This is a genomic window from Streptomyces sp. NPDC050619, from assembly GCF_040654815.1.
Lineage (GTDB): Bacteria > Actinomycetota > Actinomycetes > Streptomycetales > Streptomycetaceae > Streptomyces.
This window is the reverse complement of the sequence record NZ_JBFAIR010000040.1, coordinates 1-26,267: the sequence shown is the minus strand read 5'-3', so window position 1 is coordinate 26,267 and position 26,267 is coordinate 1. Positions and strand designations below refer to the sequence as shown.

The window sequence follows — 26,267 nt, the reverse complement described above, 5'->3', positions numbered from 1 at the left end:
CCTGCTCAGCGGCGGTATTGGCGCGTAAGCAGGTCGCTGATCCGGCGGCGCGTCTGACGGGGTGCCAGTGAGGCAAACAGCAGCGCGTCAAATGCCTTCACCCGCTGGTCGACCGCCTCGTCATCCTCGATGATCAGACCGCCGTCGAATCCCTCGGCGTAGGCAAGAGTGGGCAGCATGCCGGCGAAGTCGAAGACCGTCGTCGGTCCCAGGTCGACGGGCAGGTCGCAGCGGCCCAGCTCAGCAAGCCGGAACTGGTAGCGCGGGTCGGCGGACAGCTCAAGCAGATGCTCCAACTGCCCGCGCATGACCTCCGTGGATCCGACCGGCCGTCGCAGGGTGACTTCGTCGATGACGAACATGCCGGTCTTGTCTCCAGGCGCGTCGGCGAAACGCGCCTTGCGTTCCTGGCGTAGCTGTGCCCGGGCCTCTCGTTCCTGGAAGGTGCCGTTACCTCGGTTGATCACGGCTTTGGCGTAGGCGGGGGTCTGCAGCAAGCCATGAATATGCAGGGGTTCGTACGACCTGATCCGTTGGGCCATGTCCTCGAAACTCACCACGGCCTGCAGGAACTTCGGCGTCGCCCATGACCACGACTGCCACCACGCCGCCTCGTTGGCGCCGGCGGCCAAGCCCAGCAGCAGCTCTTGCTCTTTTGGATCGGCGATGCCGTACAGCTGGAAGAGGGCGTATAGGTCGCGCTCCTTGAACTGATGACGCCCGTTCTCGATCCGGCTCACCTTCGAGGCGGATCCACCTATGAATCGGGCCACCTCGCCCTGCTTCAGGCCGAGGCTTTTGCGGCGCTTGCGCAGAGCATGGCCCAGCACCATGCGCGGGGCGGACGGCGCGGGCTCGTCCCGCAGATACCGCACCCCGCGGCCGGCTTTGGGGCTCTCGGTCTCGCCTGGGTCCCCGGCCGCTGCCAACTGCTGGACCACAATCGCTCCTTGGTGCTACGAACTGAGGGTGAAGCTATCGGCACTCATCGTGCACGAACCGCTTGGCTCTGGCGGCGGATTCGGAAAAAAGTCCAACATCGTTTGTATGTGTGACCGGCATCACTCGCCCCGCAAGGGGTGGGCGAGGGCGTCGTGACCTGTCAACGCGGCGCGTTTTAGCGGAAGTTGACGCGTCCGTCGGGGTAACGTCTCGAGAATGTCTCGCGGGTATTCATTGCGACACGGTGGCTGGAATGGGCTTGTGGGCGGCCGTGTGCTCTTGGGGGTGATGACCCGGTTGGGTTGGTCAGCGGGTGGCCCGGATCGGAGCGATCGCGGCCTGCGCAGGCGGGTGCTGTGGGCTAGGCGGCGTCCTAGGCGCAGGAGGGGCAACCGGTGGTGATGCTGTTACCTGGTCAGGGGCTTGAGCGGTGCGGAGCGCTGGACCGTCAGGAGTTGTCGGAGGTACGCGTCGCACGCTTTGTCCCTGGGTCATTTCGAAGGTGATGTCCTGCAGCAGGGCTGGCGGGGCGTGTGCGGAGAGCTGGAGTGCCCAGTTCGGCTGGTGGATGGCCTGGCCGCCCCAGACGGTCCACGTGCGAAGAGGGCTGTGGGGCTGCTGAGCGGTGGAGGCGTCGAACTGTACGCCGGCGGGCTGGGCTCCGGGGGCTTCCCCCGTGATGTATCGCCTGTCGATGGCGTGCGTCCAGCCGGCGTCGGCGGGTGGCCCGGTCGCCTCGGCGATGGCGGTCTCGGTGATGCTGGTGGAGGGGCCGTGGCCCCACGCGTTCCCGATGGCCACGGAGTTCAGCATGGTGCTCACGATCTCGGCCGGAGTCGAGGCGTTGACCGATGCAGCGAGGCCCGGGAACGTGCGTGGGTGTTGCAGGTGGAGGGGGCAAAGTCCCGAAGCGTTAGTAGCTCGTGGTCCGTGGTGAGGCACGCATTCTCGCCGTCCCGCTGCCGGGGGAAACAGCCCGGAGATTCATCGCGATCAGATATGCCGAAGGGGCAACGTTGCGCCACGGAGTAGGGACGGACTGCTGCGGGTTGGGACTTGGTACGTTCGGCGCATGACGCTTCGTTCGGTGGATCTACGCAAAGAGCCTGTGGAATCCGTACTGGACCGCGTGGAGCGGTCGTTGGGGGTGTGCCTGGAGCACGAGACGGTGGTGCGTAAGCGCCGGTCTGTGGGGGCGCGTACGGACCGCGGTACGTGGGTGCGCGTTGAGCGGCGTGGGCTCGACCGGATCGGGGTCCAGGGTGGTGACGGCACCGCTTCAGCTGAGGCCCTGCGTGGGATCGCCAAGCCAGGCTGGCTTGCCGGCGTCGCGTGGCGGGACGAGGCGGAGCCGGTGGTGTGGCGGGCGGACGAGACGGGACTGCTGCCGGGCCCACCAGTGGGTAGTGCCGTGGTGGCGGAGCAGCCGCAGCTGTCCGAGGAGTGGTGGGCTTCGCTGAACGCCTCACTGGACGCCCTAGCCTCGCAGCAAACCAATCGGATCGCGACACCGGATACAGAGACTCTCACGCAGAAGCTGGTCACGGAAACGATCCACAGCGTCTTTCCCGGCGTCGATTCGGCGGTCGTCGATTGGCGTCCGGCCCATGCGGATTTCAACTGGGCGAACGTGACGGCGCCGGTGTTCTGCGTGTTCGACTGGGAGGACTGGGGCATGGCTCCGCGCGGCCTCGATGCGGCAAATCTGTGGGGGGCGTCCCTCGCCGCTCCGGCTCTGGCCGACCGTGTCCGCAGCGAACGGCGTGACGATCTGGAGAGCCGGGACGGCAAGCTGATGACTCTGTTCGTCGCCGCGAAGATTCTCGGTCCCTACGCTAATCCCGAGGACCCCCGCCTAGTTCCCGCGCGGAAGACGGTGGAACTGCTGCTGCAGGACCTTCAGGGGAGCTGACGGGCTTTGAGGAGCTGTCGGTACTCCTGGACCATCTTGTCGTCGACCTCGTACGCCAGGGCTTCGGTCAGTTCCCGCAGGTGGTCGACGTTGTCCGTGCCCACCGCGACCGCGTCGACCTGAGGCAGGTCGTAGGAGGAACGGAATGCGGCCTGGGTCACCGTGGGCGTTGCGGGACGCCGCAGGAAGACTCCGGGATCGAAGCGCTTCCACACGTCTTGGGTCGTACTTCCGCCGAAGGGGCTCATGCCCCACAGCTGCGATGGACGCCACTGCGTCGCCAGGACTTCGGTCGCTTCGAGGACGTCGCCCCCGACCAGTAGCCCCGCCCGGACCATGAGGACATCAGGGCGTGGCACGTCGAAGTCCATGAGCGGTCGTGGATCCCAGGTCGAGACGCCCCAGGACCGGCAGAGCCCCACTCGTGCAGCGTCGGCCAGGGCGGCGCACGCCTTCGCCAGCGTCTCGGCGCCGGATGCCGAGTGCTCCGGGTTGTGGAGGAACACCAGATCCGGTTCCCGCCCGAGGTCCTTGAGCGTCTGCTCCACAGCGCTGCGCAGCCGGGCGGGATCGAGGCTGTGACCATCGGGGAAGTATCCGACCTTGGTGGAGACCGAGAACTTCGGCAGCAGGTCGCCGGCCGTTGTCTTCAGGACCTCGTGGGAGCGATGGCGAAGGTAGTTGGACGCCGTGTCAAGGTGTGTTATGCCGAGGTCGGCGGCTGCTTCGAGTAGGTCACGGGCGTGACTAGACCGGTGTAGCCCGAGGACGATACTTCCGTCAGCGGTTCGCACAGCCCCTCCATGATCAGCAGGTCGGCCAGAGTGGTGATGTCGTCGGGGGCTCCGTCGAGGTAGATCGGGTGGCCCGACAGGAGCGCGCGGAGCCCGACCTCCGCGCGTTCATGGAAAGTCAGCCGCTTGCCGCCGCCGCAGACTTCGACCGCGTCACCAGAGCGGTTGATGGAGGGGGCGAACTCGGTGACGGCTGCAACTCCATCCGGCTGCCCGAAGGCGGCCACGTGTGGCATGTGGCGTGCGGGAGGGGTGTTGGACCTCAGTTCGTCCAGGTAGCGCTCGGGGCTGTAGCTGGTCGCCAGGGCGGTGAGCTTGTCTACCAGCACCTTGTGCGCGGATTCCTGGGCGCTTTTCAGGTCGTGGCGGAACGCCTCATCGGCGCGGGCGGTGTCGGAGAGGAAGTTGGCCCATGTGACGCCGGTTCGTTTGGTGAACCCGAACGTCACATGCAGTGAATGGCCACCGCTACCGGAGCCGAGGCGGGTGGCGGTGTGCCAGAAGCCGCGGGGAATGTGCATGACGTCCCCGGCCCGCATGGTGCCCTTCCACACCACCTCCTCGGAGGGTGTGCGGTTGCGTTCCGCGTCCCGGTACATCGGCGCCGGCCGGGATGGTCCGCGCACCTCCCACGATTTCTCGCCTGAAAGCTGAACAGCGATGACCTCGTGGTCATCCCAGTGCAGGTGGAATCCGTCGGTTTCGCCGACCGCGAGGTATGCGTTCGCGGAGGCCAGTTCGCCCGACCACCAGCCCAGGGCGCGGCAGGCGACTTCCAGCGTCGAATCGAAGAAGTCCACGTGGTCCAGGACCACGGTGCCGCCCTCGTTGAGGATTCGTCCGAGGGCGGCCATGTCGGCCTGGCTCACGGCTTGCCTGCGCCGGTTGACATTGGTGGACAGGAACGTGGACGGGTGGATCTCGTCGCCCTCGGCGTAGCAGCGCAGCTGTGGATTGGCGAGGTGGCGGCGCTTGATCAGGTCCAGCAGCTTGTGCGGGGTCAACAGCCGTGCGGGTAGCTCCGGGTCCGTGAGGTGGCCGCGTGCGAACGCGGTTCCCACGGAACCCGGCCCGTCCCAGCCGAGAGCCTTCTCAAGGTGGGTGACGAGCCGGTGCTCCATGGGTTCCCCTTACGCCTTCGGGAGGTTGAGGTCGCGGTTGTCGCCGTCGTCGCCCGCGCTGTTTTGCGAGCTGGTGACGTCGGACCGCTCGGACTCGCTGCGGTCGTGCGCGGTCGCCAGCTCCTCGACGGCGATCAGAAGCGCGGGGCTGGTCCCCGCCTGTGTGGACGCACTGTCTGCCATCTGTGCTCTCCTCTCGGCTTCTCTCGCCCAGCTCCGGGCGAAAGGTCTGAGTTAACCCGCGTCCGCCGCATGACAGCAGAGGGGATTCGGACGGATGTGCGAGATGTGTAGTCGTCGGTCGTCGGCGACCCAACTCAAGGAGGGCGGTGCAGCCGCTCTGGAGCGGGTCACCGCCTCCTGCCCGAGCTGGCGTCTGGTGCGGGCGGCGCGTGGGTGTCGGCAGGATTTGCGGTGTGAGCATGGCGGGATCGTGCTGTGGCCGGCTTCCGTAGATGCCCGTTCGCCACCTCGAAGGCCACGTCCTGCAGCACGGAGGCCGCGGCGTGAGGCGAGAAGTGGAGGGCCCATCTGGGAGTACCGGCGCTGTTGCCGCCCCAGAACGTCCAGGCGGGCAGCGCATTGTGCTGGGACTGGGCGGCGAAGGCATCGAACTGGACACCGGCGGGGTGGCCTCCCGGGGCCTGCCAGCGGATCCAGCGGCCGTCGACGGTGTGCTCCCAGCCGAGGTCGGCGAGCGGGCGCGTGGCCTCGTTGATGGTGGCCTCCGAGACCTGGCTGCCCGCCGCGATCTCCACCGCGTCAGCGGAGGCGAGGCTGTCGAGGAGTACCCGCATGATCTTCACGGGCACCGTGGTGGTCGCTGTGGCGTGCCACAGGCGCTCGCCGACCGGGCCCTCGTACGCGGCGATCTTCCACTGGGTGTCGTCGGGGTCAGTTTCGTGGATGAACTCGGCGCGCAGGACGAGGGATTCGTGGACGGCGTGGGTGGTCTCGTCCGACCAGGTGCGCCACTTCTCCCAATCGCCGTGTGCATCCAGGAAGGCGTCGAGCAGGGCGTCGTGGTCGCCGGCATCGGCCAGGTAGGCCGGAACGGTCTCCAGCTCCGGGCTGGATGATTCGGGCTTGGCGGCGGTGGGATCGAAGGTGGCGCGGGCCTCGGCGGCGGCGCGTTCGGTGTCGGTCACGGGCGCCGCGCCGGGGCGCATGTCGGCGCCGTGGACCTTCTCGAAGGCGAGCAGGGCCTGGGCGGGTGAGTCGAAGGTGTCGGCGACCTGGCGCAGGTGGTCCTCGCCGTGCAAGTAGACAGACTTGCCGTCGCGGCCGAGGTAGGTGCCGACCGCGACGGTGGTGTGGCCGTCGTGGGCATGGGCGTGGATGAGGAGCTGGCCGTGGCGGATGTCGTCGTGGATCTTCTGTGCTCCGTTGGAGACCTCGCGGATTTCGCTGCGGGTGCACCAGGGCATCGGGTAGTTGGCCCAGGTCCATTCCTCGTCCAGTGCCTCACGGAGCCGAGGGGTGATCTCGACGGTGATGCCTTCGGCGGACAGATGTTTGGCTGCGTCCTGGGCCCAGTAGGGCTCCTCGTGGTCGATACGGACCAGGACCAGGACGTTCTCGGCGACGATGGTCCAGTCGGCTGCCTCCAGGCCCATGAGAGCGATGCGGGCCTGGGCGCCGGTCAGGACGGCGGTCACGGCGCTGGGGTGAGCGGGGTGGGTGTCGAGGCGGACGTGGGCGTCGATGGGGGGAGTCACGTTGGGGTGTCGTCTCTTCTGCCGGTGGCCGGGCCTTCGGGTCCGGCCACCGGCGTATGCAGGGTGTTATCGGGTTGCTCGCGTGGCGCGGGCGTTGTGCGCGGCCGTGGTGGTCGGTGGACCGGCACGGATGGTGGGTGCGGGGCGCGGTCGTGGGGTGGGGACCGTTCCGGTGGCGTGCTGCCAGCGGGTGCGGACGGCGGCGACGTCGGCGAGGGACCGGTGGGCGCCGACGACGAGTTGGAATGGGGTGTTCGCCAGGTCGCTGGCGTACGCCTCGATGCGCCGGCCGGTGTGATCGGCGGTGGTCAGGAGCGAGCGCTGCAGGACACGCTCGCCCCAGTGCTCCACGGACCCAGCCGGTTCGGCCAGCAATCGGAGCACCTCGCCCGGTTCATGGCCGTCGTGCAGCAGGCCGCGCTGCTGGGCTTCCCACAAGACGGTGACCGGGTCGATGGGCTCGCGGCGGCGGGCCAGGGCGGTGAGGCACTGCCACAGGCCGGCGTGCAAGGGCAGGGTGAGGTCGTCGGGGAGCAGCCATCGGGCGGAGTCGACATCGGAGGGGTGGGCGGTGGCGGTGGCGAGCAGCAGTTGCTCTTCCTCGACCGCCTCCGTGTAGTCGCGTGCGGAGGGCGGTGGAGGTGCCTCGGTGCGTGGCAGTACGCCTGCGCGTGGCGGGAATCGGGCCGCGATGTCGTCTACGACGGCGGCGAGTGCGTCGGCCTCGGCGAGCACTGTCTGGACGGGGTGCGGGAGGGGGGCATCGTGGACGGTTTGGACGAGGCGTTCGGCGGCCGTCTGCAGGCGGCGACGGGCGTGTTCGGCCTCGACCATGCGCGCGTAGGCCGTTGCGTGGCGGGGCCAGGGGCAGACCTGGACGAGGGTGTGCAGGTACGAGGCGGTCAGCCCGCGCGCCTGCTCGCGGCCCGTGGCGAGCACCTGGTTGAGCCATTTGGTGTTCTTCGCGTGCTCGGCAGGGTCGGGCGGAGGCAGGGTGCTGATCGCGGCGAACAGGGCGGCATGCGCGGCGGTGGAGAAGGAGTCGGCGGCGATGCCGGTCACGTCGCCGAGACGGTGCGGATCGAGGAGAAGTGCGCCGAGGAGAGCCTGCTCGACGTGGAACACCGGCTGCGGCGGTGTGATCGCGTCGAGGTCGTCTTCGTCGGGTTCGGGGGCGTGTGGCATCAGGCGGCGAGAGTGAAGTCGTCGGGGTCGAGAGAGACGCCGAGGTGTGGGGCGAGGAGGTGGCCCGCGAGCAGCGGGGGTACGGCGTTGCCGATCTGCGAGAACTGCTGGCCCTTGTTGCCGGCCCAGGGGTAGTCGGCGGGGAAGGTCTGCAGGAGGCCGGCCTCGCGGGCGGTGATCCGGATCGGCTCCGGCACCGCTGGCGCGTCCGTGTCCTCGGTCGGAGACGAAGCTGGTTCGGCGACCCAGGTGCACTCGTTCGCCCGGTGCCCGAAGAACAGCGTGCCTGCCGGCTCGGACAGCGGACGGACGGTGGCGTTGGCCTGGTTGTTACTGCGCAGGGACCAGGACCAGCGGTGGGCCTCGGCGGTGAACGTCGGAGCCGGAGCGTCGGCGGCCCGGTCCTCGCGTGCGCCGTGCCGGGCCGCCCCTCCAGCGCCTTCGCGGCGGGACTGCAGGACCACACCGGCCGGCCTGGGCATCCAGGTGCCGCGCTCCCGGGCGTCGGAGAGTGTCTTGCGGGAGCCCGACGGGAACGGCTCGGGTCCGCCGCCGGGCCCGCCGCCGGCGCAGACGGTGGGAACGGGCCGGTCGGTTGCCCCCCATCCCAGAGCCTCGGCCATGCTGACCCAGCGGGCGCGGCCCGGCCCGAACAGTGATTCCGGCTCGGCGACTTGGGAGTGCGTGGGCGTGGGAGGCTGTGCCGTACGGACCCGGGAGGCGAGGAGGATCGCCCGCCTCCTGGTCTGCGGAACACCGAAGTCGGCGGCGTTGAGGATCCCGTACCAGACCGAGAACCCCCATCCGCGAAGGACGGCCGCGTACTGCTTCCACAGAGGCAGGACGTCCGGCACCTCCTCCATGGCGACCCAGTCGGGCTCGCCGACCGTGTTCAGGGCATGCAGGTAGCGCATCGGCTCAGCGGCGAGCAGGGAGCGCTCGTCACGGCACGCGGCGAGGAGGCGCTCGCGGGTGTCACGTCCGGCGGCCAGGTCCTCGACCGCCGCGTGCACCAGCGGCTGGTCCAACAGACCGAGGCGTTTGCCGGCCATGCTCCACGCCTGGCACGGCGGGGAAGCGATCAGCCCGCGCGTGCGGCCGATGAAGGGCCATGTCGGATACATCGCCACGTCGGTCCGGACCGTCAACTGACCAGCAGCGGTACGGGTTTTGCAGGCCCACTCGTCCCATTCCAGACCGACGTCGCGCATGCCGAGGATACCCAGTGCCTTGCTCCAGCCGCCCGGCCCCGCAAACAGGTCCAGGATGGTCAAGAGGCCAGTCCGAAGTCGTCCTGTACCGGCTCGACTTCACCGCGGCAGGCCCACGGGGAACAGCCGTCGACGACTCCTTTCTCCAGCTCTTGAAGGTCCGGTCCGCTCTCGGTGAGTTCTTGCTGCATCGCCGCCCATTCGGCGGCGGTGACGTGATCGATGGGAGCTTCGCTGAGGGGTACGCGGGAGCGGTGGAGAAACGCCTCGCCGAGCAGACGGTTGCCGGTGGCGTTGGCGCGAGCGTTTCCCTTGCGGATGGCCGCGTCGAACTCCACCACGTCCTCCCATTCCTCCGGAGAGTTGTCGCGGATATTGCGCCATTGAGCGTTCCCGTGGAAAGGGCACCCGAGGCAGCTTGATTTCGGGGTGTCGGCCAGGCCGAGCGACGTCAGGTAGCGGATGCAGTCGGACCGTGACCAGCCCATGTCGATGAGCGGGTGCCGGTTGCGCATGTACTTGACGTCGGCGTCCTTGGCCCGGTGGAATTCATCGGTGGAAATGCCGACCCACTGCTCGACGAAGACACCCTTAGGGATGCGTATCGGATAGGGGTAGCCGAGTAGTTCGCGGACCTTTTTCTTGATCGGCTTAATTTTATATTCGCCGGTACATTGCCGCCTGGTCATACCCGGATTTCCGTCCTTGTTCAGGACGTTGTTCGTTTTCCCGCGTGTTCCTGTGGACCTCCTGCGTGTACGTGAGCGGGTAGGTCCCGCTGACCAGCGCGGTTGGCGTTCCGCGTAGCCGTTGGCCATAGGTTGAAGTGCTATCGGGATAGCTGAGATGTTCGTCTCCTTGCTGACATAGCTTCGGGATTGGCGAAGGCGAGGTGCGGCATGACGCTGGCGCTCGTACGTGATCTCCGGTCCGTCCGACCGGATCCCACCCCCGAGGAACTCGATGCCTTCGAGCAGGACCTCGTGGCCGGCTACGTCCTCGCTCGGGCTGCCGCGGGCGTGGAGGACCGCTCGATCCAGGGCGAGATCCGATCGATCACCGAATTCCGCGCGTCGTTGGGGCGGCATCTGTGGACGGCGCGTCCGGACGACGCGGACCGGTTCCTGAGTGCGCGACGACGCCAGGCGCACAGCACGGTCAGCGGTAAGGCGTTCGCGATCTCCGTCTTCTTCGAGTTCCTGGAGCTGCGGCACCAGGCGGAGATCCACGCGCTCACCGGCGAGGTGGTGCAGAGCCCAATCGACGAGATGAACCGGCCGAGCAGCGGATGGCGTCGCAGCATCCGCATCCCGCCGACGGATGCCGAGGTTGTCCGCCTCTTCGACGGCTGGCGAGACCACGTCCTGACCGCGAGGAAGTTCTTGCCCGCTGCCCGGAACTACACGGTGGCCAAGCTGTGGTCGCAGGTCGGTGTACGCATCGGTGAATCGCAGCGCCTGGACCTTGAGGACCTGAAGTGGGAGCTGGGGACCTTCGGTAAGGCGCATGTGCGGTTCGGCAAGGGCGCCCGCCGCAGAGGGCCCAAGCCCCGTATGGTGCCGCTGATCAACGGTGCGCGTGGCCAGCTGACCTGGTACGTCGAAGAGGTACGCGGCCAGTTCGACGACGCCTGGGGCCGACCGGGCGCTGCGCTGTTCGTCTCCGAGCGGCGAGCCCGGGACGGATCCTGCCAGCGCGTCTGTGACGAGACCCTGCGCGCTGCACTGAAGTCCGCCGTCGAGCGGCACCTGCCCTCGTGGTGCGGCCGGATGAGCCCGCATCTCCTGCGGCACTACTGCGCGTCGTCGCTGTATCGCAACGGCGTGGACATCGTCGCGATCCAGGAGCTCCTGGGGCACGAGTGGATCGCGACGACCATGGGCTACGTACATGTGCTGGGTACGCATATCGAGGACTCCTGGGTGAAGGCCGCCGACCGGACCGCGGCCCGCCTGACGGGGGTGAACTGATGAAGTGGGATCTGCGGATGGCCGCCGCCCGGCGGGAGATCTGGAAGGCAAGTGACCTGCGGCGACTGCTCGCCGAGTACGGCCTGGAGATCAGCGTCGGGAAGATGTCCAACCTCTGGTCAGGCCAGCCGACCTCCGTCCGGCTCGACGATCTGGAGGTCATCTGCACCGCGCTGGACTGCAGTCCGGAGGAACTGCTGGTGCGCCAGCCCGGCACCGTCGAGCGCCGGACACCGGGCACCACAGCGTCGGCGCATGCTGACGCGGCGGATCAGCCGGTTAAGCCTCTGCGCCGCTCGGGTCGAAGCGCTCCACCATGAGTCGCCGAAGCATCGGGCCGAGACTGCGGGCCGCCTTGGCCGGCGAGCTGGTGTGCTCGGTGTGCCGACAGCGTCCGCCCCGCACGCCGCAGCACCGTCGCTGCTGGCAGTGCAGCTGGTCTGCCAGCCCGCCGCCTCCCTGCCGCGGTTGCGGCGGCGAGCAGTGGATGTCGGGCTGGTGCCGGACCTGCCACCCGCATCTGCTCGCCCCACCGGATCAGCCGCGTTCCTGCCGCACCTGCATGGCCTGGGGACCGTTCGAGGGCAAGTACTGCAAGGCGTGCCGCAGTTTCGCCCGCGCCCACTCGGACGGCGAGTGCGCCGGGTGCGATCGCCGGCTCCCCGTCCACGACGGCTACTGCCGCCTGTGCTGGCATCAGGCCCGGCTCCTCGCCCACCCTCTGAGCAAGGACGGCACGGCCGCGCTCCCTGCGGTCCGCATCACCGGGCAGCAGCTCTTCCTTGCGGACACTCACCGCTGCATCACCCGCTTCAACCCGTCCCGTGCCGAGCGGCGAGCCAAGGCCGCCGGACAGCAGGTCGTCCCGGAGGACCGCCCCGCTCGCGAGGGTGCGTGGCCGATGCAGCCGGAGCTGTTCACCCTGCCCGCGCCCTTGGTGCCGCCCAAGATCCTTGACGGAGACCACCTTCGGCGCGACTGGTACGCCCACCTGGTCAGCTACCTCGATCGCATCGGCGATCGCAACGGCTGGACCCACCACGTTCGCGACAGCGTCGCGCTGACCCTGAGGGCGGTGGTGGCCGCGCACCCCGCCGGCACCCCTATCTACCGGGCGAGCGCGGTTGCCCGTCTCGCCGACGGCGGCCATCGCAACGTTGCCCGCACGCTCGAACTGCTGCAGATACTCGGGCGCTTGGACGACGATCGCCCGGCCCGAGCAGACCTCTGGATCGACAGGCGCCTCGCGAGCCTGACCGGCGGCATTCGAAGCGAAGTCGCGGACTGGGTCGACGTGCTGCGTCGCGGCGACGCCCGCCACCGACCCAAGAGCGAGCTCACCTGGAAGAACTATCTGGACCAGGCCCTGCCCACGCTCACGGCCTGGGCGGCGGTTCACGACTCGCTACGCGAGATCACCCGCGATGATGTTGCGGTGGCCCTGAAAGCCCCGACGCCGCGCGACGGCGACGGGCACACCCGCCTGACAGCGCTGCGGTCGCTGTTCGCCTACCTCAAGGCCAACCGGCGGACATTCCGCAATCCCACCCGGCGGCTGAGCCGCAACCTCACCCAACACAGCGAGCCTCACATTCCCACACGGCTTCCCGCCTCGGCCTTCTCCGATCTCACCACCGGCGAACGCGACGCCGTGAAGTGGCTCGTCCTTGTCCTGACCGCCCACCACGCGCTGTCCCAGACCCAGATGCGTACGCTCGCGCTGGACGACGTCGACCTGCCCAACCGGCACCTGGCGATCGGTGACCAGAGCCGCCCCCTGGACGACCTCACGGTCGCCGCGCTGGAGAGCTACCTCCGCTACCGCCACGCCCGATGGCCCCGAACAGCCAATCCCCACCTGCTGCTCACCCAGCAGACCGCGCACGGTGACCGGCCGGTCAGCCGGTGGTGGCTCCAGAACGGTGTCCGGGGACACCAGGTCACCCTCGATCGCCTCCGCCAAGACCGCATCCTCGACGAATCGACGGCTGCCGGGGCGCCGGACCCCCTTCACGTCGCCGCCGTCTTCGGGCTGCACCCCGACACCGCACAGCGCTATGTAGACGCCAGCTTCGGAACACAACTCGACCGGAGCCCCGATTTGAGAACCGAAAGGGACCCAGGCTATTGACGGCGGGGAGCCTTCGAGCCTGGGCGGCCGCCGGAAGGGAGCAACTCCGCTGCTACGTCGTAGCACTCGCTCTAGCCGACCCGTCCGGCGGGGTCCGATCACGGACTAAGCTCGCGGGTTCTGGGCGTTGACGTCCGACCTGCCAGGTGCACCCAGACCTTCCACAACAGGCTGGGCGTTGGCCTCGTCGACCGAAGTAATCCGGATCGGAAAGTCGACGCGCTGTGGCTCAACTCGGCGTTACGATCCAGCACATGGGAGACACGCCAAATGAGGTCACCGAGCAAGTCGCCTTCGTCGACGCGGAGGACGTCGCCTTTGCTCGAGAGATTGCTGAACTGCACGATGTCGAGATGATTGAACCGGCAACGAGTGGCATCGAACCAGTATCGATCGTTGCAGTGTCGCTGTTGGGCGGCGTCCTGGCGGTCAATACGGTGAGCCGTCTGCTCGACGCCAGAAGGGGTGGGCAGCTCATCGACTTGCGCCCGGGTGCAGTGCAGGCGGTGGGGCGATCGCGGGACGTTCTTCCTGGGCTGATCATTGTGTTGGCTGTGGACGGAACAGTCACTGTGCACTGCCAGGAGTCCCGAGGTGACGTCAGCGCCGTGATCGACTGCCTCAGCGTGCTGGCAGGAGGAGATGCAAGCACCACCATGGCAGCGGTGGAGAGCGCCGTGCGAGGAAGCGTGAGCTCGGGCGTCGAGATTTCCACCCAGGATCCGGGGCGGGGCGTTGCGTGATTGAGGATTCGGAACCGAGCAAAGCGCAGCGTTTCCTTTCTCTTCTGCAACAGCGCGCCCATAGGTACATGACAGCAGAATTTGCTGAGCAATTCAATCGCCTGATGCGGGCTAAGGCCCTGGAATTCATCGGAGATGAATATTCCGCAGACTTGACTAATGAAGCGATCGAAGAGTTCTCCATCGACCATCGAAATTCCCATCGGAGGCCCCATGATGTGACCCTGGTTCCAGCCGTGATTAGTGAGTTGGAATCGGGGATTCGAGCACATGGTGCGGAAGGGGCTCACCTGCTGCCTGAGCATCCACCCACTCTCGGGACGCTGCGGACCGGGCAGATAAACGCAATGACCATCGCGGTGCCACGTTCAAATGAATTCGTGGTGATTTTAGAAGAGGGGCTATTCTCCCTAGGTGTCATGCTGACTCACGCAATTGCGCCGGCGTACGCTACGCTAGGGAGTAATGGAATTGACACCGATCAGACGCGCATCGCGGGTCGTCTGGATCAGGATGAGGAAGCGATTCAGCTTTTTGCCAACATGCTCCTATCCTTTGTTCAGCGCGGCAGAATGCAAGAATTCTCCTTCGCTGAGGAGCACCGCCACCTGGCGACCAATCTTTCCTACGGGATGTGGAAGTTCATCGTGGGGCATGAGTATGGCCATATCGTAAATGGGGATCTCAATGGATCAATCCGAGCAAAATGGGCCATAGTCGACGAGAATGTCGATATTGTCGATCACTCGTGGGAGCGCGAGTTCGCCGCCGATGAGCACGGCCTCGAAATGTCCCTGCTGTCTATGACGCCAACCGATTCCCAAAACACCCGCGAAGGCATAAAGATGCTATTCGCGACAGGCGGCGGCGACATCTTCTTCACCGTGATCGATATTATGGATCGCGCAACCTCGCTATTGCGCACGGGTCGAGAAGGTTGCCTGACCTTGGGTAGCCATCCGCCGGCGCGGCAACGAAGATCAGCATATCGTCGCCACATGAACCGGATGCTAGAGGTAGATCCTGCGTCCGGGAGTCATTCTGAGAATCACGCGAAGATTTTCCACCAGTTCGCGGAGTACTTGGAAGTTTCCGCCGAACAGCTTTGGCTACGTACACGCCCTCACCTCATAGCTGCCCACAAGGCAGGAGTCCGGCCAGCCGCATCCTGGCGACAGACCAGCGTCTCGTAATCCGGGGATGCGAATTTGCAGGCCCATACACCTACATCACCTTGACGAGCCACGGCCATAACCAGACCCGCATGTTCCCGTCAGCAAGCAATGGCCCCGCACCGGCCCCGGGGGGTGACGCATGCAACTGGCTGGGCGCCGGGGCTCTGGCTCTCCCTCGGGCGGAACTTGGTGGTCGCGGCGAGGTCGGGGGTGCGGGGCGAAGCTCCCGACCACGCCAACGTGGCTGGCTCGCCCGCGAGGATCATGCCCTACTGGGATCCGGAGGCGGGCTGGCCGCCGTCACTACGCGCTAACCGCCGGTGCCGCTCCTGGGGGCGACACTCCCGAGCAGTTGCTGGCCCTTGCCTCTCCAAGCGGGTGGCAGGCGGTGATTTGGCAGACTGGACGCTACGAACTGGCGAATGGTAGCGCACTGAATGCCAGATTCCGTCCCCGAGTTCGACCCCTATCCCCCTTCGGTAATGCTGAACATTTGGGCTCCAGAGCGGCATTGATGCGAATCTGTGGTCGGGGTCCAGGGCATCCTTGCGTATGTTTCCGGACGATACGCGGAGAACGGGTATGCCTGCGGGTCTGGCTATTTCTCGCTCCAGCCGGTCGAGATGGGAATAAACGGCTCTCGGTTCCCAGCCCGTGTCGGCGAAAATCGCGTAGTCGACCTTCGGGAGTATGCCTTGTGCGGAGAGGGCGAGCATGGCGCTGGACTGGATACCGGCACCTAGTGAAATTGCCCGGAAGACAGGGAGTTCGGAAATGATCGGTCCTGAGGGTGAGGAGGATGGCGGCCCGGATCGGCGGCGAGGCGGGCGATGCGGTCACTGATGAGCGCGGGGTGGCGGATGGGCAGCGCGTGCGTGGTGCGGGGGAGGATCTCCAGGCGGGCGGCAGGGAGTTGGGCGGCCAGCCGCTTGGTGTGGGCGGCGGGGATGTGGAGGTCGTCGGCGCCGGCCATCAGCAGCAGTCGGTCGCCGAACTGGTTGAGCACGGTGGCGTCGCGCGGCTGGTAGCGGCGCAGGCACTGCCACAGGTCGGCGAGATCGCGGGTGTGGGTGTGGCGGATGCCGTGGCGGCACGGCGGTGGCCCGTTGGTCGGCCGGTCGGGGTGGGGCGCGAGGCTGTAGGGGTGTGTGGTGGGCAGCCGGTGCCGCAGGAGGTCCACGGCCTGGGGCGCGTGGGTGCAGGTCAGGGCGAACAGGCTGCGTGCGGCGGCCAGAAGCAGGGCACGCGGGCTGCGGCCGGGCAGCACGCTCGCCCCGCGTGCGGTGGGAGACAGCAGCACCATGCCCCGTACGCGGGCCTGGTGTTGGGGGTGCAGGGCGGCGAGTTCCTGCAGGACGAGGGCGCCCAGCGAATGGCCGGCGAACACGAGCGGCCCGGCGGGGACGAGGTGGGCCAGGATCTGGTGCAGGTCGTCGGCGAGCTGCCGGATCGTCAGCGGTGCCTGGCCGCGCGGGGTGTGACCGTGCGCGCGCTGGTCGTAGCGCACGACGGTCAAGCCCAGACCGGTCAGGTGCCGGGCGTGGACGCGCCACAGGTCCGCGGTGACAGACGCGCCGTGCACCAGCACGACCGTCGCGCCGCCGGGACGCGGGCGCACCGGGGTGTCGCGGTAGACCGACAGACGAGCGCCGTCCGCGGCGGAGACCGACAACACTTCAGTGGCAGAAGGCGGGTTGCGCACAGGTAGAACTCCGGAAGGGGGGATCAGTAGGGGGCAGCCGTTCGCCGTTCGCGCCGGGTTGGTGGAACCGGCCGTTCGGCACCGCACTGCGCATGCCGCCGTATTGGGGGTGGGCGGATAGCGAGGAGGCGACCCCGAAGGGGCGCGAGCAGTCAGCGCCGTACGGCTGTCGCCTTCGGCCGCGTGCTCGGGCGGCGGGACGGGATGGCGCTGCCGGTTACCGGCTCGTACCACGGCCGGGCGGTGCCGCTGCCGTAGGAGGCGGCGAGGGGCGCTTGTGGCTGGGCTGGTGGTGGGCGAGCGCGCGGTGGCCTTCGATGGCTGTGTCGCGCTGGATCCCGGCGGCGGAGATGTTCAGCGGCGCGGGCCCGGCGTGATGGCGGGGGCGGCAACGGCGGGCGGCCGTGTCGTGGTTGACCAGCGCGGAACGCTGACGGTTGCCAGTGCAGGACCGCGAGCCGCCCGGGCACGTGCGAGGTCCCGGGGCGTGGGCACCGCCGCGGCCCGGGGCGCCGCGGGGGCGTCTGGCTTCAGCGGGCGCAGGTGGCCGTGGCACTCGCGCGGCACGCAGGCGCGTTCACGGGAGATTGGCGCCGGATCGGCCAGAACCATGGCGAAAGCTGCGAGCAGGTGGGCGGGGGTGGCGCTGTGGAAATCGGCCTCCCACAGCGCCCGTCGCGCATCCGGGGCGGCAAGGATCCTCGCGCGCCACGCCTCGTCTCGGGCCACTGTGTGCCCGCCGAACGAGGAGGGAGGGCGGTATTCCAGACGGGCCAGCTGGTCGGGCGAGGTCGCGGTGATGTGCCAGCCGTCCACGGTGATCTGCCAGCGGGCGGCGTGGAGGACCTCCCACACCATCTCCGGATGGTCATCGCGCTCGCGGTAGGGCTCGTCGTCCCATCGGCCCGCGGTGACGTCGGCGTCCAGGGCGGCGGTGACGGCGGCGACGATCTCGGGCGGGGCCTCGTCGGTGAAGGCCGCGGTCCACGTCGGTGGGGCGTGCAGATCCGTGCGGCAGCGGATCTGCCACAACGCGGTGGCATCCGGCATCAGTTCGGATGCTTCCGGGACATAGGCGACGCGGAGTTGGCTGCCCATGGTCGTGACATAGAAGTTGCCCATCTCGTCACTCATGTCGTGCCAGTAGTGATGGGTCAGCGGGACGAAGACGTCGTCACCGCAGTAGGCACTGCCGGCGAGGTAGCCAGGGGCGACGAGGACATCGTCATCGCTACGGTCACGGCCGGCCCGCTGCGTGCGGCGCAGGCCGGGGTCGGGGCGGGGTTCGGGCACAGGGGAGTCCAGTGGTGGGGAAGAGACGGAGCGCTTCGGACCGCCGTCAGGTGTCGGCATTCAACGGCCCAGGTGGCGGGGCCTGCGCTGTGCCGAGAAGGCCGGGTAGGAAGGTCAGCGGCGTGATCGTGTGGGGTTGGCAAGGCGCAGGTGCGCCGGTGTTCGGGCCACGGGTACGGCGCTGGCCGATGACCGTGCGGTGGCGCGCGCAGTGTGAGCATGGGGGCGGGCCGCCGCAGACCGGACGGTCAGGAAGGGCAGGTGGCGCTCGGGGAGGTCGCGCGGCCTGCGGCGTACGGGGTCCGGGCGGGAGAAGGCGTCGGCGGTGGCGGTGATCAGGTGCAGGGGGGTGCGGCTGGTGAAGTCGGCGTACCAGCGCGGTCCACCCGCGGTCTCGACCTGGGCGTACAGGGTCCAGGCGGCACAGACCTCGCCTTTCAGTTCGGGGTGGTCGGCCTCGCCGAGGTTGAGGCGGAGGTAAGCGTGGCCGTCCGGGGCGTGCTGGTAGAGGAAGAGGGGGCTGAGGTCGTCCCTCCAGCCGCGCACGGTCAGAACATCGCCAGGGCTGGCAAGGGTGTGGTGGGGACCACCGGGCCGATGGTCACGATGGTCGTCGGGCAGACCGCGGACGAGCGTGGTGGTGAAGGCGGAGACGATCTCGGCAGGGGTATCGCGGGTGAAGTGAGCGGTCCAGTCGGGGATGGCGAGCGGCTCGCGGGCGGAGGAGATCGTCCAGCCGTTGGGAAGGCCGGCGATCTGTGCGCGCAGACAGGGGCTGGAGAACATCCGCCCGGCGGGCGTGCGTGCCTCAGCCCAACCGGCTGCGTGCAGCGGGCGGGTGACCACGGTGGAGTTGCCGGGGCCGGCCAGGTAGACAGGGCTGACCAGGACGCGGTCCGTCGGGGCGAAGCCGGTCATCGCATGCGCCCTGCGGCGGCTTGCTTGGTCGCAGGAGGCGTCACGGCCGCTGTTCGGGCGGGGGTCGTGGCGGGCTTGTGCTGGGCGAGGGCACGCTGGCCTTCGGCGGTGACGTCAAGGCGCTGGCCCTGGTGCAGGGATGTCGTAGTGTCCACCTCGACGAGTCCTCGCTTGATCAGGGCGTTGAGGGTGGTGACGTTCACGGTGGCCCGGTCCTTGTCGATGGCCTTGAGCACGCCGTATCGGCTGATCACGTAACGGGTGCCGCCTCCTGCGGACAGCCGGGCGAGGACGGCGTACTGGCTGTCCGTGATCTTCGGCGCGGGCGTCGCCTGGTTCTGTTCGGCGTGCTGCTTCAGGTCCCGGGTGATGCCGCTGGCGAGGTAGTAGCAGCCGGTGTAGGCCAGGTCGAGCTGGTGGGCGGCGTTCGCGAGGTGTTCCGCCATGGCGGGGAGTGCCTCCGCGTGCCGCGCCGTGCGCACGGCTGCTTCATCGCCCGGGGTGTCGGGGAACGGGGCGCCCGGCGGGCCGGGGAAGGGGGCGCCCTCCAGCGGGTTGGCCTCCAGCGCGCAGGCCAGGTCGGATGCGGCGAGACTGGCGGCGGAGACGACGGAGGCGAGTAGTTCCAGAGCCGGGCGGCTGCCGGGTATGGCGGTGTACTGGCTGCCGTCGAGGGCGGCGAGGCGGAACATGGCCTGTTGGACCAGCTCGTTCGTGTCCCCGATCTTCGCCGTGAGCTGCTGCCGGGCGTCGGTGCCGGGGGTGAGGGTGAGCGAGCGGATCTCGCTGTGCAAGTCCTCGAAGTTGCTGCCGAGTTGCATCAGGCGGGTGTACTCGGCTTTCAGGTCGATCTGGCGCATGGTGATGCTCCGGGGGAGGCGGATGGTGGTCAGCGGCTGAGCCGCTGGACCTGTGTGGTGGGCACCGGTGCGGGGGCGGCACCGGTGCGGGATGGCGCCGGTGGGATGTCCTGCGTGGTCGCGATGCCGAGGTCGATGCGCACACTGATGCCATCGGCGTCGAGGTGGGCCTCGGCGCGGACAACGGCCATGAGGGCGTCGCGCTCACCGAGTCCGGGTGGCAGTGCGTACTGCCGCTTCGCCCCCGCTGGTATGAAGCCGTACTGGGCGAGGACGGCGTCGGCCTGGCCCGTGGCCGCGGTGATGGTGACCGCGTGGTCGGTGAAGCGGATGGTCACGTCGGGCTGGCCGACCGGGCTTGCGCCGTGCTCGCGCGTGGTCCATGCCAGGTCGACGCCGTCGAGGGTGTGAGCCATGAGCCCGTAGGCCGCGACTCCGGCGCGTTCCTGTGACTCCTCGGCGGTCCCGGGCGGCAGGAGGTAGAGGGTGCGGCCCTGGTGCTCGCGGGCGGTGAATCCCGCGCCGGTCAGGATGCGAGCGGCGTTGCGGAGAGGGCGGTTGAGGACGAGGAAGGTCCATCCGTCGCCGGTCGAGCCGATGAAGACGTCGTAGTGGTCGGTGAGAGCCATGGTGCTCCGGAGGGTCGTGGTGCGGTGAGCGCGATCCGGGGGTGTGGCGCAGCCCGGTCAGGCGGCCGTGCCGTAGTCGCCCTGCTGGGGTGCGTGCTTGGCGATGGCGCGAGCGGTGATGGCCTTCGACGCGCGGGCGGAAGCGGCGGACAGCTCGCCAGCGCCGGGCTCCAGGTACCAAGGACGCAGGTCGAGCATCGCGGCGCGCATGCCGGTGGCGAAGCACAGCGCGGTGCCCTTGGGCAGGGCACGGATCGCGTCGGCGGGCAGGATCCGCTCCTGCCGCATCGACACAGAGGTCGACTTGCCGGACTCCGAGTGCGAGGTCGAGGTGGTCTCGACATCGTGGTCGCCGATCAGCCGGGAGAGCTTGTCGGCGAAGTCCGGGTCGTCGATGCCGGAGCCAATGACCTTCACGGTCGAGGCGGACCACATGGCGTCCATGCCGGCGTCACCCCAGACCTTCTGGCCCTGGCGGTAGGACTGCAGGATCGTGATCGGGATGATCCCGCGCGACCCGAGGTGTGAATACAGATCCGGCAAGTCGCTGATCTTGCACACGTTGGCGGCCTCGTCGAGGATCGCCAGCATGGGCGGGTCGAGCCGACCGCCGGCGCGCTCGGCCTGGGCGGTCGCGGCCCGCATCACCGAGTCCGCGCACGCCGCGATCAGCGCACTGGCGCCGCCGCCTCCGTCTTTGCTGAGCAGGAAGAGCGTGTCGGTGGAGGTGACGAACTGCGCCGGCTGGAACTCGGGGACGTCCTTCTGCGGCGTCACCCAGGCCGCGATCTCGGAGTTGAGCAGCGCGGCGGCGTACTGGCGGGCGGTCTCGTAGATGCCGTCGCGGGTCTCGGGCGGCCCCTCCACGGTGCCCTTCAACTGTGCGGCGACGGCGGCGAAACCGTGATCACGGAGGATGTCGAGTGGGGTCCGGTCGGCCGGGAAGGCGAGCCACTGCATGATGTCGGTGATCGGCCGCTCGTCGAGAGCCGCGGCCAGGAGCAGCTGGGACAGGATGTTGCTGCCGGCCTTGGACCAGAAGTCGCCCTGCTGGGATGCGTCGACGCTCGCGGCGAGGAAGTGGCCGGCCAGCCGGTTCGCGCCGTCCAGGGTGGTCGCGCTGGCCAGGGGGTTCCACCACATCTCGCGGGCAGCGTGGGCGATTTGCTGCGGGTCCATGGTCCATACCTGTCCCGCCTTCGCCCGCGCTTCGTAGGCCGTGGTGAAGGCATCGCCAGCGGCCTTGTTGCTGGTGAGCAGCACCGGTCCGGGGGCGTGCAGGATGGAGGGGATCGCGAGCGAGGTCGTCTTGCCGGACCGGGGCGCCATGATGGCGCAGGCGACGTCCTCGAACCCCATACGCACCTCGTGCTTGGTGCCCTGCAGGTTACCGAGGAGGATGCCGGTGTCCTTCGCGTCGATGTTCTTGGCGTCCTTCAGACTCGGCCGCAAGGCGCGGGCCTTGTCCGTGATCGCCCTGGCCATCAAGGGCTCGATGTCCCGAGCCTTGGCCATGTCCGTGATCTTCTTTTTCCGGCCGCCGCTGCGGCTCTTGTACCGGGCCCATACGACGCCGACCGCAGCCCCGAGGCCCAGGAGCAGAAGGACGGGCACTATGCGGGCGCCGATCAGCAGGGACGTGTCTCCCGTACCGGGCCAGACCTGCTCGGGGTGGAGCAGGGCGGCGGTCGGCTGGTAAGGCGCCCAGTCGGCTCCGGTGAGGTAGGCGGTGATGTTGCCCGAGAGCCAGGCGAGGTGGGCGAGGGGGACGACGATCGCGAGCACGCCGAGGAGGAGGCGCAGAACGAGGTCGTATCCGTCGGTGGAACTGTTCGAGGAGGAGGAAGGGGGCAAGGGCTACGTGCTTCCGGGCGGGGACGGAGGGATCAGCGGCTGTGGCCGTTCTTGACCGGCGCAGGCGCCGAGGGCATCGGTTTAGTCGGCGGGAGGGTGCGCCGGGCAGCGAGGGTGTGGACGCGTTCTTCCAGCGCCCCTGAGACGAGTACGGCGGGCACGTCTGTGGTCCGGCGGGTGACGAATTTCGGGTCGTGGGTCGGCAGACTGTGCACGCTGTCGGTGCGCGCTACGGGGGCCGGATCGGCGAGCGCGGCGGTGAACGCGGTGACCAGGCGCGCGGGAGTGTGCTCGCCGAAGCGGGCCTGCCACACCTTCCGATGCAGGCCGAGCGTGACGGTGACGAACCAGGCTCCCGGATCATCCTGCGTTCCCAGGCGCTCGACGTACGCCGCCTTGTCGGGCGATACGAGGCCGTCGTCGCCGTACGGTGACCAACCGATCTGCCGGAGCGGTTCGTACGGGTCGGACGGTGTGCTCGCTGTTGAGGCGGGGTCGGTGAGGGTGTCGGTGACTGCGGCGATGAGTTCGACCGGGGTACGTGCGCCGAAGCTCGCGTACCAGGCGGGCCTGTCCGGCTCCGCGGCGTGGCTCAAGGTCCACCACTGGCCGTCGGGATCGGGCTCCAGGCGCAGGAGGGCCTTCTGGTCGGGGCTGGCGAGCAGGACGCGCGGCATCAGGGGGTCGTTGCCGTGACTCCAGCCGCAGGCACGGTGGAGGGGGACGGTGATCCAGGCGGGATCACCGCCGCCGGCGAGGTGACGCGGTGCGATGAGGTCGACCTCGACGGTCTCGGGAGTCGGGGGCATGCTCACTTCCGTGCCGTAATCCGCTGGACGGGTGCGGGGACCGGTATGGGGGCCAGAGGCGAACGGGCTGTGCGAGCGGCGGAGTTGATCTCCCGGAGCGCCTTGCCGTGAGTGGCCCAGTCATCGAGGCAGCTCCACGATTCGGCGTGATGCTCGGCGAGGGAGTCGTCGAAGTCGGCGGTGCCGGGCCTGGCAGTGGTGGGGAGAGCGTCTCGGGTCTTTAGCCGCTGCTCGTGCAGTTCGTCGAGCCGGTCGAGGGCATCGCGCAGCACGCCCAACTGGTAGACCCACCGGCTCTGCACCGTGTTCTCCGGCAGCAGGGCCAGCTGTGTCTCGGCGGTGGCCAGCAGGTGACGGGCGCCGTAGCGGAGCGGCTCGAACGCCGTGAGGGTGTCGGCGTCGCGCTGGCTCGCGCGCAGGCCGTATGCGTGGTCGTCGTGGGGCCAGCCGTCGAGGTCGGTGTGCTCGTCGGAGTAGGCGTCCCAGGTGTCGAGGATCTTCTTGCTGTCGCTCAGATAGTCGTCGAGGTGGCGGAGGAAGTCGCGGTGTGCGTGGTGGTCGAAGGAGATGGGGAGGGGTCCTGTCGGTTCAGCGGCGAGCGGCGGGCTGGGCTGGGCCGAGGTTCGCCGGGGTCGTCGCGGGTTTCGTCTGTTGCCGGCGGGCGGAGCGTGCCTGCGCGCGGAGGGACTTGAGGCGCGCGGCGTGGGCGTCGACCACGTGCTGTGGGCGCAGTGGGCTGGGCTCCTGCACGGCGCTGTAGTGGCCGGTGCGGTCGTACATGCCGCGCTGGAGCGGGCTGCGGTCGGCCAGCGCGGTGAGGAACGAACTGACCAGGTAGGCGGGGGTGTGCTCGTCGAAGTAGGCGTGCCAGATGCGCGGGCCGGAAAACTCTCCGTGGCCGGGCTCGCGGGTTTCGACGCGCCAGAACGGCCGGACGCGGAATTCGCTCAACGGGCGCAGTTCGATGTGACACATGGAGTCTGGCGAGCGCGCTGTGCCGTCTGAAGCGCGGTGCCACCCCGCCGAGGTCACTGGTTGCCACGGGTCCGGCTGCTGTGGCGGCGGGACGATGAGGGCGTCCGTGAAGCCGGCGAGGACCTCGGCGGGCACGAGTTCGCCGAACTCGGCGTACCAGCCGGGCTCGGTGTCGGTGGGCTCCGCCCGCAGTCGCCACCACGCGGAGGTGGTGGACTGTGGGTCGAACTGGAGGCGGTGGCGCAGGTCGGGGCTGCGCAGGACGATTTCGGCACTCAGGGGGTCGGAGACGGCGCTCCACCCGGCGGTGGCTAGGCCGTGGGTGACGTGGCGGGCGTCTCCGGGGCCGGCGAGGTGGCGGGGGCTGGTGTCGAAGGGGATCTGCCAGGCGTGCTTGTCGGCGAACGCGGCGAGCTGCCGTTCGCTCAGCGGCACGAGCAGCACCCCTGTTCGCTCGCGGCGGCGCTGCCGTACAGGTCGCGGAGGTCGTCTAGGACGTAGTGGAGGGTGTGCTGGTCGGCCTGCTCCCACGCGGCCGTGCGCAACTCGGTGATCAGGAGGTCGACCTGTGCGGTGCGCGGGACGTCCGGGTGGTCCTGCAGGGCGCGGGCGAGGGCGCGCAGGGTGTCGGCGAGCCGGACCGGCAGGCCCGTGTACTCGTCGAGGAGAGGCTCGACGAGGGCGAGGGCCTCCACGGGGTCGGGGTTCTCGCGCAGGTAGTCGGTGAGGTCCGACAGGGTCTCGGTCGCGGTGTGGATGGTGTCCGGGGTGAGTGCGGGCATGGGGCTCCTTGGGAACGGGGCGTCGGGTCAGCGGCGGGTCCGGGTGCCGCCGGCGGGGGTATAGGGACGGGCGCTGGTGCGTGGCCGTGTGCTTCGGGCGCTGTTGCGGGCCCAGGTGGCGGCGCGGGCAGCCGTGATCCGGGCCTGTTGCCACGCACGGAGCTGGGAGGGCTTGACGGAGACCGACCAGGTGCGGATCTGTGCGCTGTGCGGGACGCGCCCACGCGGGCGCATCACGGGATCCGGGTTGGCGAGTTCGGTTGAGAAGGCTTGCACCAGGTGCATCGGCGTGTTCGGCGTGAAGTTGGCCGTCCAGCCGTTTCCCTGCTTGTCCTTCGCTCCGGTCCACCACACCGCCGCGCCGTCCGAGCTGTGGTGGTACTGCATCCATGCGGCACCGTCGGGGCTGGTCGCGGTGTAGTGCTCGCCCTCGAAACGCGTGTGCCAGTTCTGCTCCTGCAACGGTGCCCAGACGTTGGGAGCGTGGGCGGAGCAGGGGCGGCTGAGGGCGTCGGTCAGACCGGCGACGATCTCCACCGGGGTCTGCCGCCCCAGGCACGCCGTCCACTCGCCGTTGGGGCCGTCCGCTCTGCCGTGGATGGTCCACCCGCCGGGAAGGACATTGGGGTCGTAGGCGACACGGACGGTGCGGTCGGGGCTCTCCATGAGCAGAGGGCCGTTCGTCTTGGACTTGTCCCGCCATCCCGAGGCGCGCAGAAACTCCGAGACGTGTCGGATGTCGCCGCCGCCGGCGAGGGCGCGGGGCTGGACGAGGTAGTGCTGCTCGGCCTGCTCGCCTGGCCCCCAGCCCTGCCATTGCTTCTTCTTCACCGGCGCCGCCGCACGACGAGCGGTGCGGGTGCCGGGGGCTTCGCCGCGGTGGTGGCGGGCTGGGTGCCGACGTGCTTCAGGGTGTCTTTGTGTTCGTCCAGGTCGAGGGTGATGTCGTGCAGTTCGTTCGAGGCGCGGCCCAGAGCGAGCCACACCTCCGCTGGGAGGGCGCCTCGTTCGGCCTGGTCCTTGGCGAACACGCTGCCGGTGGCGACGAGGTGGGCGACGCCGCCGAGGACTCCGGCGCCCGGGTCGAGAACGCGGGCGATGACCTGCGCGGCCTGGGGAGGGGGAAGCTGAGAGAGGTGATCGGCGAGCTGGCCGAGCTGGCGGGTGATCTCGTCGGCCAGTCTCACCGGGTAGGGGGCGGGGTGGGACATGCTCCTCCGGGTCGGTGGACGGTCAGTGGCGGTGGCGGTGGCCAACGCGCTGCGTCTCGGCAAGGACGCCCTCCGGGCGGGCGCTGGCGAGCGGGGAGGGGGGCGGGGCCGGTCGAGATGCAGGCGCGCAGGTAGCGGCGGAACAGCGCAGTCGCGAGTCGGGGTTTGAGCCGGTGGCTGATCGGTGGGGGAGTGCGGGCTGCTACAGGTTTCTCCGGGGATCGGGCGGTGCGGTGGGGGGGGGGGCCGGGGGGGGGGGGGGGGGCCCGCGGGGGGGGGGGGGGGGCGCGCGGGGGCGACCCCCTACCCACAACGGGGTTGATGCGGGCGAG

Annotated in this window: 27 protein-coding genes and 1 pseudogene; 6 read left to right on the top strand and 22 right to left on the bottom strand. The window is 68.9% G+C overall.

The window, feature by feature from the left end; all coding sequences use genetic code 11:
- Nucleotides 1-5: 5 nt before the first annotated feature.
- Together AB0I77_RS43330 and AB0I77_RS43325 are read right to left on the bottom strand one after the other, a co-directional pair.
- Entirely contained in the window at nucleotides 6-941 is a 936-nt protein-coding gene (locus AB0I77_RS43330; protein WP_363288374.1) for a helix-turn-helix transcriptional regulator, read from the bottom strand.
- A 307-nt stretch (nucleotides 942-1,248) separates the two neighbouring features.
- Complete coding sequence (locus AB0I77_RS43325) at nucleotides 1,249-1,755, bottom strand: DUF317 domain-containing protein (RefSeq protein WP_363288373.1); 507 nt, start codon at nucleotides 1,753-1,755, stop codon at nucleotides 1,249-1,251.
- 259 nt (nucleotides 1,756-2,014) lie between these two features.
- Here AB0I77_RS43325 and AB0I77_RS43320 point away from each other — a divergent pair, with 259 nt between their 5' ends.
- A complete protein-coding gene (locus AB0I77_RS43320; RefSeq protein WP_363288372.1) occupies nucleotides 2,015-2,854 on the top strand; it encodes a hypothetical protein in 840 nt (279 codons plus the stop codon).
- On the opposite strand, the gene AB0I77_RS43315 is transcribed toward AB0I77_RS43320, so the two are convergent.
- The 7 genes from AB0I77_RS43315 to AB0I77_RS43285 form a co-directional block, all read right to left on the bottom strand.
- The gene (locus AB0I77_RS43315; protein WP_363288371.1) at nucleotides 2,842-3,648 is read right to left on the bottom strand and encodes an aldo/keto reductase; all 807 of its coding nucleotides are present in this window, start codon (nucleotides 3,646-3,648) and stop codon (nucleotides 2,842-2,844) included. The two genes, AB0I77_RS43320 and AB0I77_RS43315, sit on opposite strands and share 13 nt — an antisense overlap.
- Nucleotides 3,558-4,769, bottom strand: coding sequence for a cupin domain-containing protein (locus AB0I77_RS43310; protein WP_363288370.1), 1,212 nt, complete (start codon nucleotides 4,767-4,769; stop codon nucleotides 3,558-3,560). The genes AB0I77_RS43315 and AB0I77_RS43310 overlap by 91 nt, the downstream gene beginning before the upstream one ends.
- Before the next feature lie 9 nt (nucleotides 4,770-4,778).
- Nucleotides 4,779-4,952, bottom strand: a complete 174-nt coding sequence (locus AB0I77_RS43305) for a hypothetical protein (RefSeq protein ID WP_358663807.1) — start codon at nucleotides 4,950-4,952, stop codon at nucleotides 4,779-4,781.
- A gap of 167 nt (nucleotides 4,953-5,119) precedes the next feature.
- Nucleotides 5,120-6,487, bottom strand: a complete 1,368-nt coding sequence (locus AB0I77_RS43300) for a DUF317 domain-containing protein (RefSeq protein WP_363288369.1) — start codon at nucleotides 6,485-6,487, stop codon at nucleotides 5,120-5,122.
- Nucleotides 6,488-6,553: 66 nt separating this feature from the next.
- Nucleotides 6,554-7,672 (bottom strand): DnaB-like helicase N-terminal domain-containing protein, encoded by a 1,119-nt coding sequence (locus AB0I77_RS43295; protein ID WP_363288368.1) that lies wholly within the window; start codon nucleotides 7,670-7,672, stop codon nucleotides 6,554-6,556.
- The gene (locus AB0I77_RS43290) at nucleotides 7,672-8,946 is read right to left on the bottom strand and encodes a DNA cytosine methyltransferase (protein WP_363288367.1); all 1,275 of its coding nucleotides are present in this window, start codon (nucleotides 8,944-8,946) and stop codon (nucleotides 7,672-7,674) included. The genes AB0I77_RS43295 and AB0I77_RS43290 overlap by 1 nt, the downstream gene beginning before the upstream one ends.
- Entirely contained in the window at nucleotides 8,943-9,572 is a 630-nt protein-coding gene (locus tag AB0I77_RS43285) for a hypothetical protein (RefSeq protein ID WP_363288366.1), read from the bottom strand. The genes AB0I77_RS43290 and AB0I77_RS43285 overlap by 4 nt, the downstream gene beginning before the upstream one ends.
- 210 nt (nucleotides 9,573-9,782) lie before the next feature.
- Between AB0I77_RS43285 and AB0I77_RS43280 the strand changes: the two genes are divergently transcribed.
- The 5 genes from AB0I77_RS43280 to AB0I77_RS43260 all read left to right on the top strand — a co-directional run bounded on the left by AB0I77_RS43280 (nucleotide 9,783) and on the right by AB0I77_RS43260 (nucleotide 14,920).
- Nucleotides 9,783-10,853, top strand: a complete 1,071-nt coding sequence (locus AB0I77_RS43280) for a site-specific integrase (RefSeq protein WP_363288365.1) — start codon at nucleotides 9,783-9,785, stop codon at nucleotides 10,851-10,853.
- On the top strand, nucleotides 10,853-11,173 hold the full coding sequence (locus AB0I77_RS43275; RefSeq protein WP_363288364.1) for a helix-turn-helix transcriptional regulator: 321 nt from the start codon (nucleotides 10,853-10,855) through the stop codon (nucleotides 11,171-11,173). Before AB0I77_RS43280 ends, AB0I77_RS43275 begins: the two co-directional genes overlap by 1 nt.
- 35 nt (nucleotides 11,174-11,208) lie before the next feature.
- Nucleotides 11,209-12,984 (top strand): hypothetical protein, encoded by a 1,776-nt coding sequence (locus AB0I77_RS43270; RefSeq protein WP_363288363.1) that lies wholly within the window; start codon nucleotides 11,209-11,211, stop codon nucleotides 12,982-12,984.
- Nucleotides 12,985-13,238: 254 nt separating this feature from the next.
- The gene (locus AB0I77_RS43265; RefSeq protein WP_363288362.1) at nucleotides 13,239-13,727 is read left to right on the top strand and encodes a hypothetical protein; all 489 of its coding nucleotides are present in this window, start codon (nucleotides 13,239-13,241) and stop codon (nucleotides 13,725-13,727) included.
- Nucleotides 13,724-14,920: a hypothetical protein gene (locus AB0I77_RS43260; protein WP_363288361.1), complete on the top strand. Its 1,197-nt coding sequence runs from the start codon at nucleotides 13,724-13,726 to the stop codon at nucleotides 14,918-14,920. Before AB0I77_RS43265 ends, AB0I77_RS43260 begins: the two co-directional genes overlap by 4 nt.
- Nucleotides 14,921-15,402: 482 nt before the next feature.
- Here the strand turns inward: AB0I77_RS43260 and AB0I77_RS43255 are convergent.
- The 13 genes and pseudogenes from AB0I77_RS43255 to AB0I77_RS43195 form a co-directional block, all read right to left on the bottom strand.
- Nucleotides 15,403-15,618 (bottom strand): annotated as a pseudogene (locus AB0I77_RS43255) (hypothetical protein); the annotation flags it as partial.
- 23 nt (nucleotides 15,619-15,641) lie between these two features.
- On the bottom strand, nucleotides 15,642-16,577 hold the full coding sequence (locus tag AB0I77_RS43250) for an alpha/beta hydrolase (protein WP_363288360.1): 936 nt from the start codon (nucleotides 16,575-16,577) through the stop codon (nucleotides 15,642-15,644).
- Between the two features lie 381 nt (nucleotides 16,578-16,958).
- Nucleotides 16,959-17,897, bottom strand: a complete 939-nt coding sequence (locus AB0I77_RS43245) for a DUF317 domain-containing protein (RefSeq protein WP_363288359.1) — start codon at nucleotides 17,895-17,897, stop codon at nucleotides 16,959-16,961.
- A 114-nt stretch (nucleotides 17,898-18,011) separates the two neighbouring features.
- Nucleotides 18,012-18,815 carry a DUF317 domain-containing protein gene (locus tag AB0I77_RS43240; protein WP_363288358.1) on the bottom strand — a complete coding sequence of 268 codons (804 nt, stop codon included), beginning with the start codon at nucleotides 18,813-18,815 and terminating at the stop codon, nucleotides 18,012-18,014.
- Complete coding sequence (locus AB0I77_RS43235; RefSeq protein WP_363288357.1) at nucleotides 18,812-19,675, bottom strand: hypothetical protein; 864 nt, start codon at nucleotides 19,673-19,675, stop codon at nucleotides 18,812-18,814. The genes AB0I77_RS43240 and AB0I77_RS43235 overlap by 4 nt, the downstream gene beginning before the upstream one ends.
- Before the next feature lie 29 nt (nucleotides 19,676-19,704).
- Nucleotides 19,705-20,304 (bottom strand): hypothetical protein, encoded by a 600-nt coding sequence (locus AB0I77_RS43230; RefSeq protein ID WP_363288356.1) that lies wholly within the window; start codon nucleotides 20,302-20,304, stop codon nucleotides 19,705-19,707.
- Between the two features lie 57 nt (nucleotides 20,305-20,361).
- Entirely contained in the window at nucleotides 20,362-22,158 is a 1,797-nt protein-coding gene (locus AB0I77_RS43225; RefSeq protein ID WP_363288355.1) for a TraM recognition domain-containing protein, read from the bottom strand.
- 32 nt (nucleotides 22,159-22,190) lie between these two features.
- The gene (locus AB0I77_RS43220; RefSeq protein WP_363288354.1) at nucleotides 22,191-22,967 is read right to left on the bottom strand and encodes a DUF317 domain-containing protein; all 777 of its coding nucleotides are present in this window, start codon (nucleotides 22,965-22,967) and stop codon (nucleotides 22,191-22,193) included.
- Nucleotides 22,968-22,969: 2 nt separating this feature from the next.
- Nucleotides 22,970-23,269 (bottom strand): hypothetical protein, encoded by a 300-nt coding sequence (locus AB0I77_RS43215; RefSeq protein ID WP_363288353.1) that lies wholly within the window; start codon nucleotides 23,267-23,269, stop codon nucleotides 22,970-22,972.
- Between the two features lie 286 nt (nucleotides 23,270-23,555).
- Nucleotides 23,556-24,377, bottom strand: coding sequence for a DUF317 domain-containing protein (locus tag AB0I77_RS43210; protein WP_363288352.1), 822 nt, complete (start codon nucleotides 24,375-24,377; stop codon nucleotides 23,556-23,558).
- Nucleotides 24,368-24,724, bottom strand: a complete 357-nt coding sequence (locus AB0I77_RS43205; RefSeq protein WP_363288351.1) for a hypothetical protein — start codon at nucleotides 24,722-24,724, stop codon at nucleotides 24,368-24,370. The genes AB0I77_RS43210 and AB0I77_RS43205 overlap by 10 nt, the downstream gene beginning before the upstream one ends.
- Nucleotides 24,725-24,751: 27 nt before the next feature.
- Complete coding sequence (locus AB0I77_RS43200; protein WP_363288350.1) at nucleotides 24,752-25,555, bottom strand: DUF317 domain-containing protein; 804 nt, start codon at nucleotides 25,553-25,555, stop codon at nucleotides 24,752-24,754.
- Nucleotides 25,552-25,935 carry a hypothetical protein gene (locus tag AB0I77_RS43195; protein ID WP_363288349.1) on the bottom strand — a complete coding sequence of 128 codons (384 nt, stop codon included), beginning with the start codon at nucleotides 25,933-25,935 and terminating at the stop codon, nucleotides 25,552-25,554. Before AB0I77_RS43195 ends, AB0I77_RS43200 begins: the two co-directional genes overlap by 4 nt.
- Nucleotides 25,936-26,267: the final 332 nt, after the last annotated feature.

What these genes read in the sequence shown, in the direction of transcription:
- AB0I77_RS43305 (WP_358663807.1), bottom strand. Translation starts at nt 4,952, where the DNA reads ATGGCAGACAGTGCGTCCACACAGGCGGGGACCAGCCCCGCGCTTCTG.
- AB0I77_RS43265 (WP_363288362.1), top strand. Translation starts at nt 13,239, where the DNA reads ATGGGAGACACGCCAAATGAGGTCACCGAGCAAGTCGCCTTCGTCGAC.
- AB0I77_RS43240 (WP_363288358.1), bottom strand. Translation starts at nt 18,815, where the DNA reads ATGACCGGCTTCGCCCCGACGGACCGCGTCCTGGTCAGCCCTGTCTAC.
- AB0I77_RS43220 (WP_363288354.1), bottom strand. Translation starts at nt 22,967, where the DNA reads ATGCCCCCGACTCCCGAGACCGTCGAGGTCGACCTCATCGCACCGCGT.
- AB0I77_RS43235 (WP_363288357.1), bottom strand. Translation starts at nt 19,675, where the DNA reads ATGCGCCAGATCGACCTGAAAGCCGAGTACACCCGCCTGATGCAACTC.
- AB0I77_RS43320 (WP_363288372.1), top strand. Translation starts at nt 2,015, where the DNA reads ATGACGCTTCGTTCGGTGGATCTACGCAAAGAGCCTGTGGAATCCGTA.
- AB0I77_RS43310 (WP_363288370.1), bottom strand. Translation starts at nt 4,769, where the DNA reads ATGGAGCACCGGCTCGTCACCCACCTTGAGAAGGCTCTCGGCTGGGAC.
- AB0I77_RS43275 (WP_363288364.1), top strand. Translation starts at nt 10,853, where the DNA reads ATGAAGTGGGATCTGCGGATGGCCGCCGCCCGGCGGGAGATCTGGAAG.
- AB0I77_RS43280 (WP_363288365.1), top strand. Translation starts at nt 9,783, where the DNA reads ATGACGCTGGCGCTCGTACGTGATCTCCGGTCCGTCCGACCGGATCCC.
- AB0I77_RS43295 (WP_363288368.1), bottom strand. Translation starts at nt 7,672, where the DNA reads ATGCCACACGCCCCCGAACCCGACGAAGACGACCTCGACGCGATCACA.
- AB0I77_RS43230 (WP_363288356.1), bottom strand. Translation starts at nt 20,304, where the DNA reads ATGGCTCTCACCGACCACTACGACGTCTTCATCGGCTCGACCGGCGAC.
- AB0I77_RS43285 (WP_363288366.1), bottom strand. Translation starts at nt 9,572, where the DNA reads ATGACCAGGCGGCAATGTACCGGCGAATATAAAATTAAGCCGATCAAG.
- AB0I77_RS43205 (WP_363288351.1), bottom strand. Translation starts at nt 24,724, where the DNA reads ATGCCCGCACTCACCCCGGACACCATCCACACCGCGACCGAGACCCTG.
- AB0I77_RS43195 (WP_363288349.1), bottom strand. Translation starts at nt 25,935, where the DNA reads ATGTCCCACCCCGCCCCCTACCCGGTGAGACTGGCCGACGAGATCACC.
- AB0I77_RS43325 (WP_363288373.1), bottom strand. Translation starts at nt 1,755, where the DNA reads ATGCTGAACTCCGTGGCCATCGGGAACGCGTGGGGCCACGGCCCCTCC.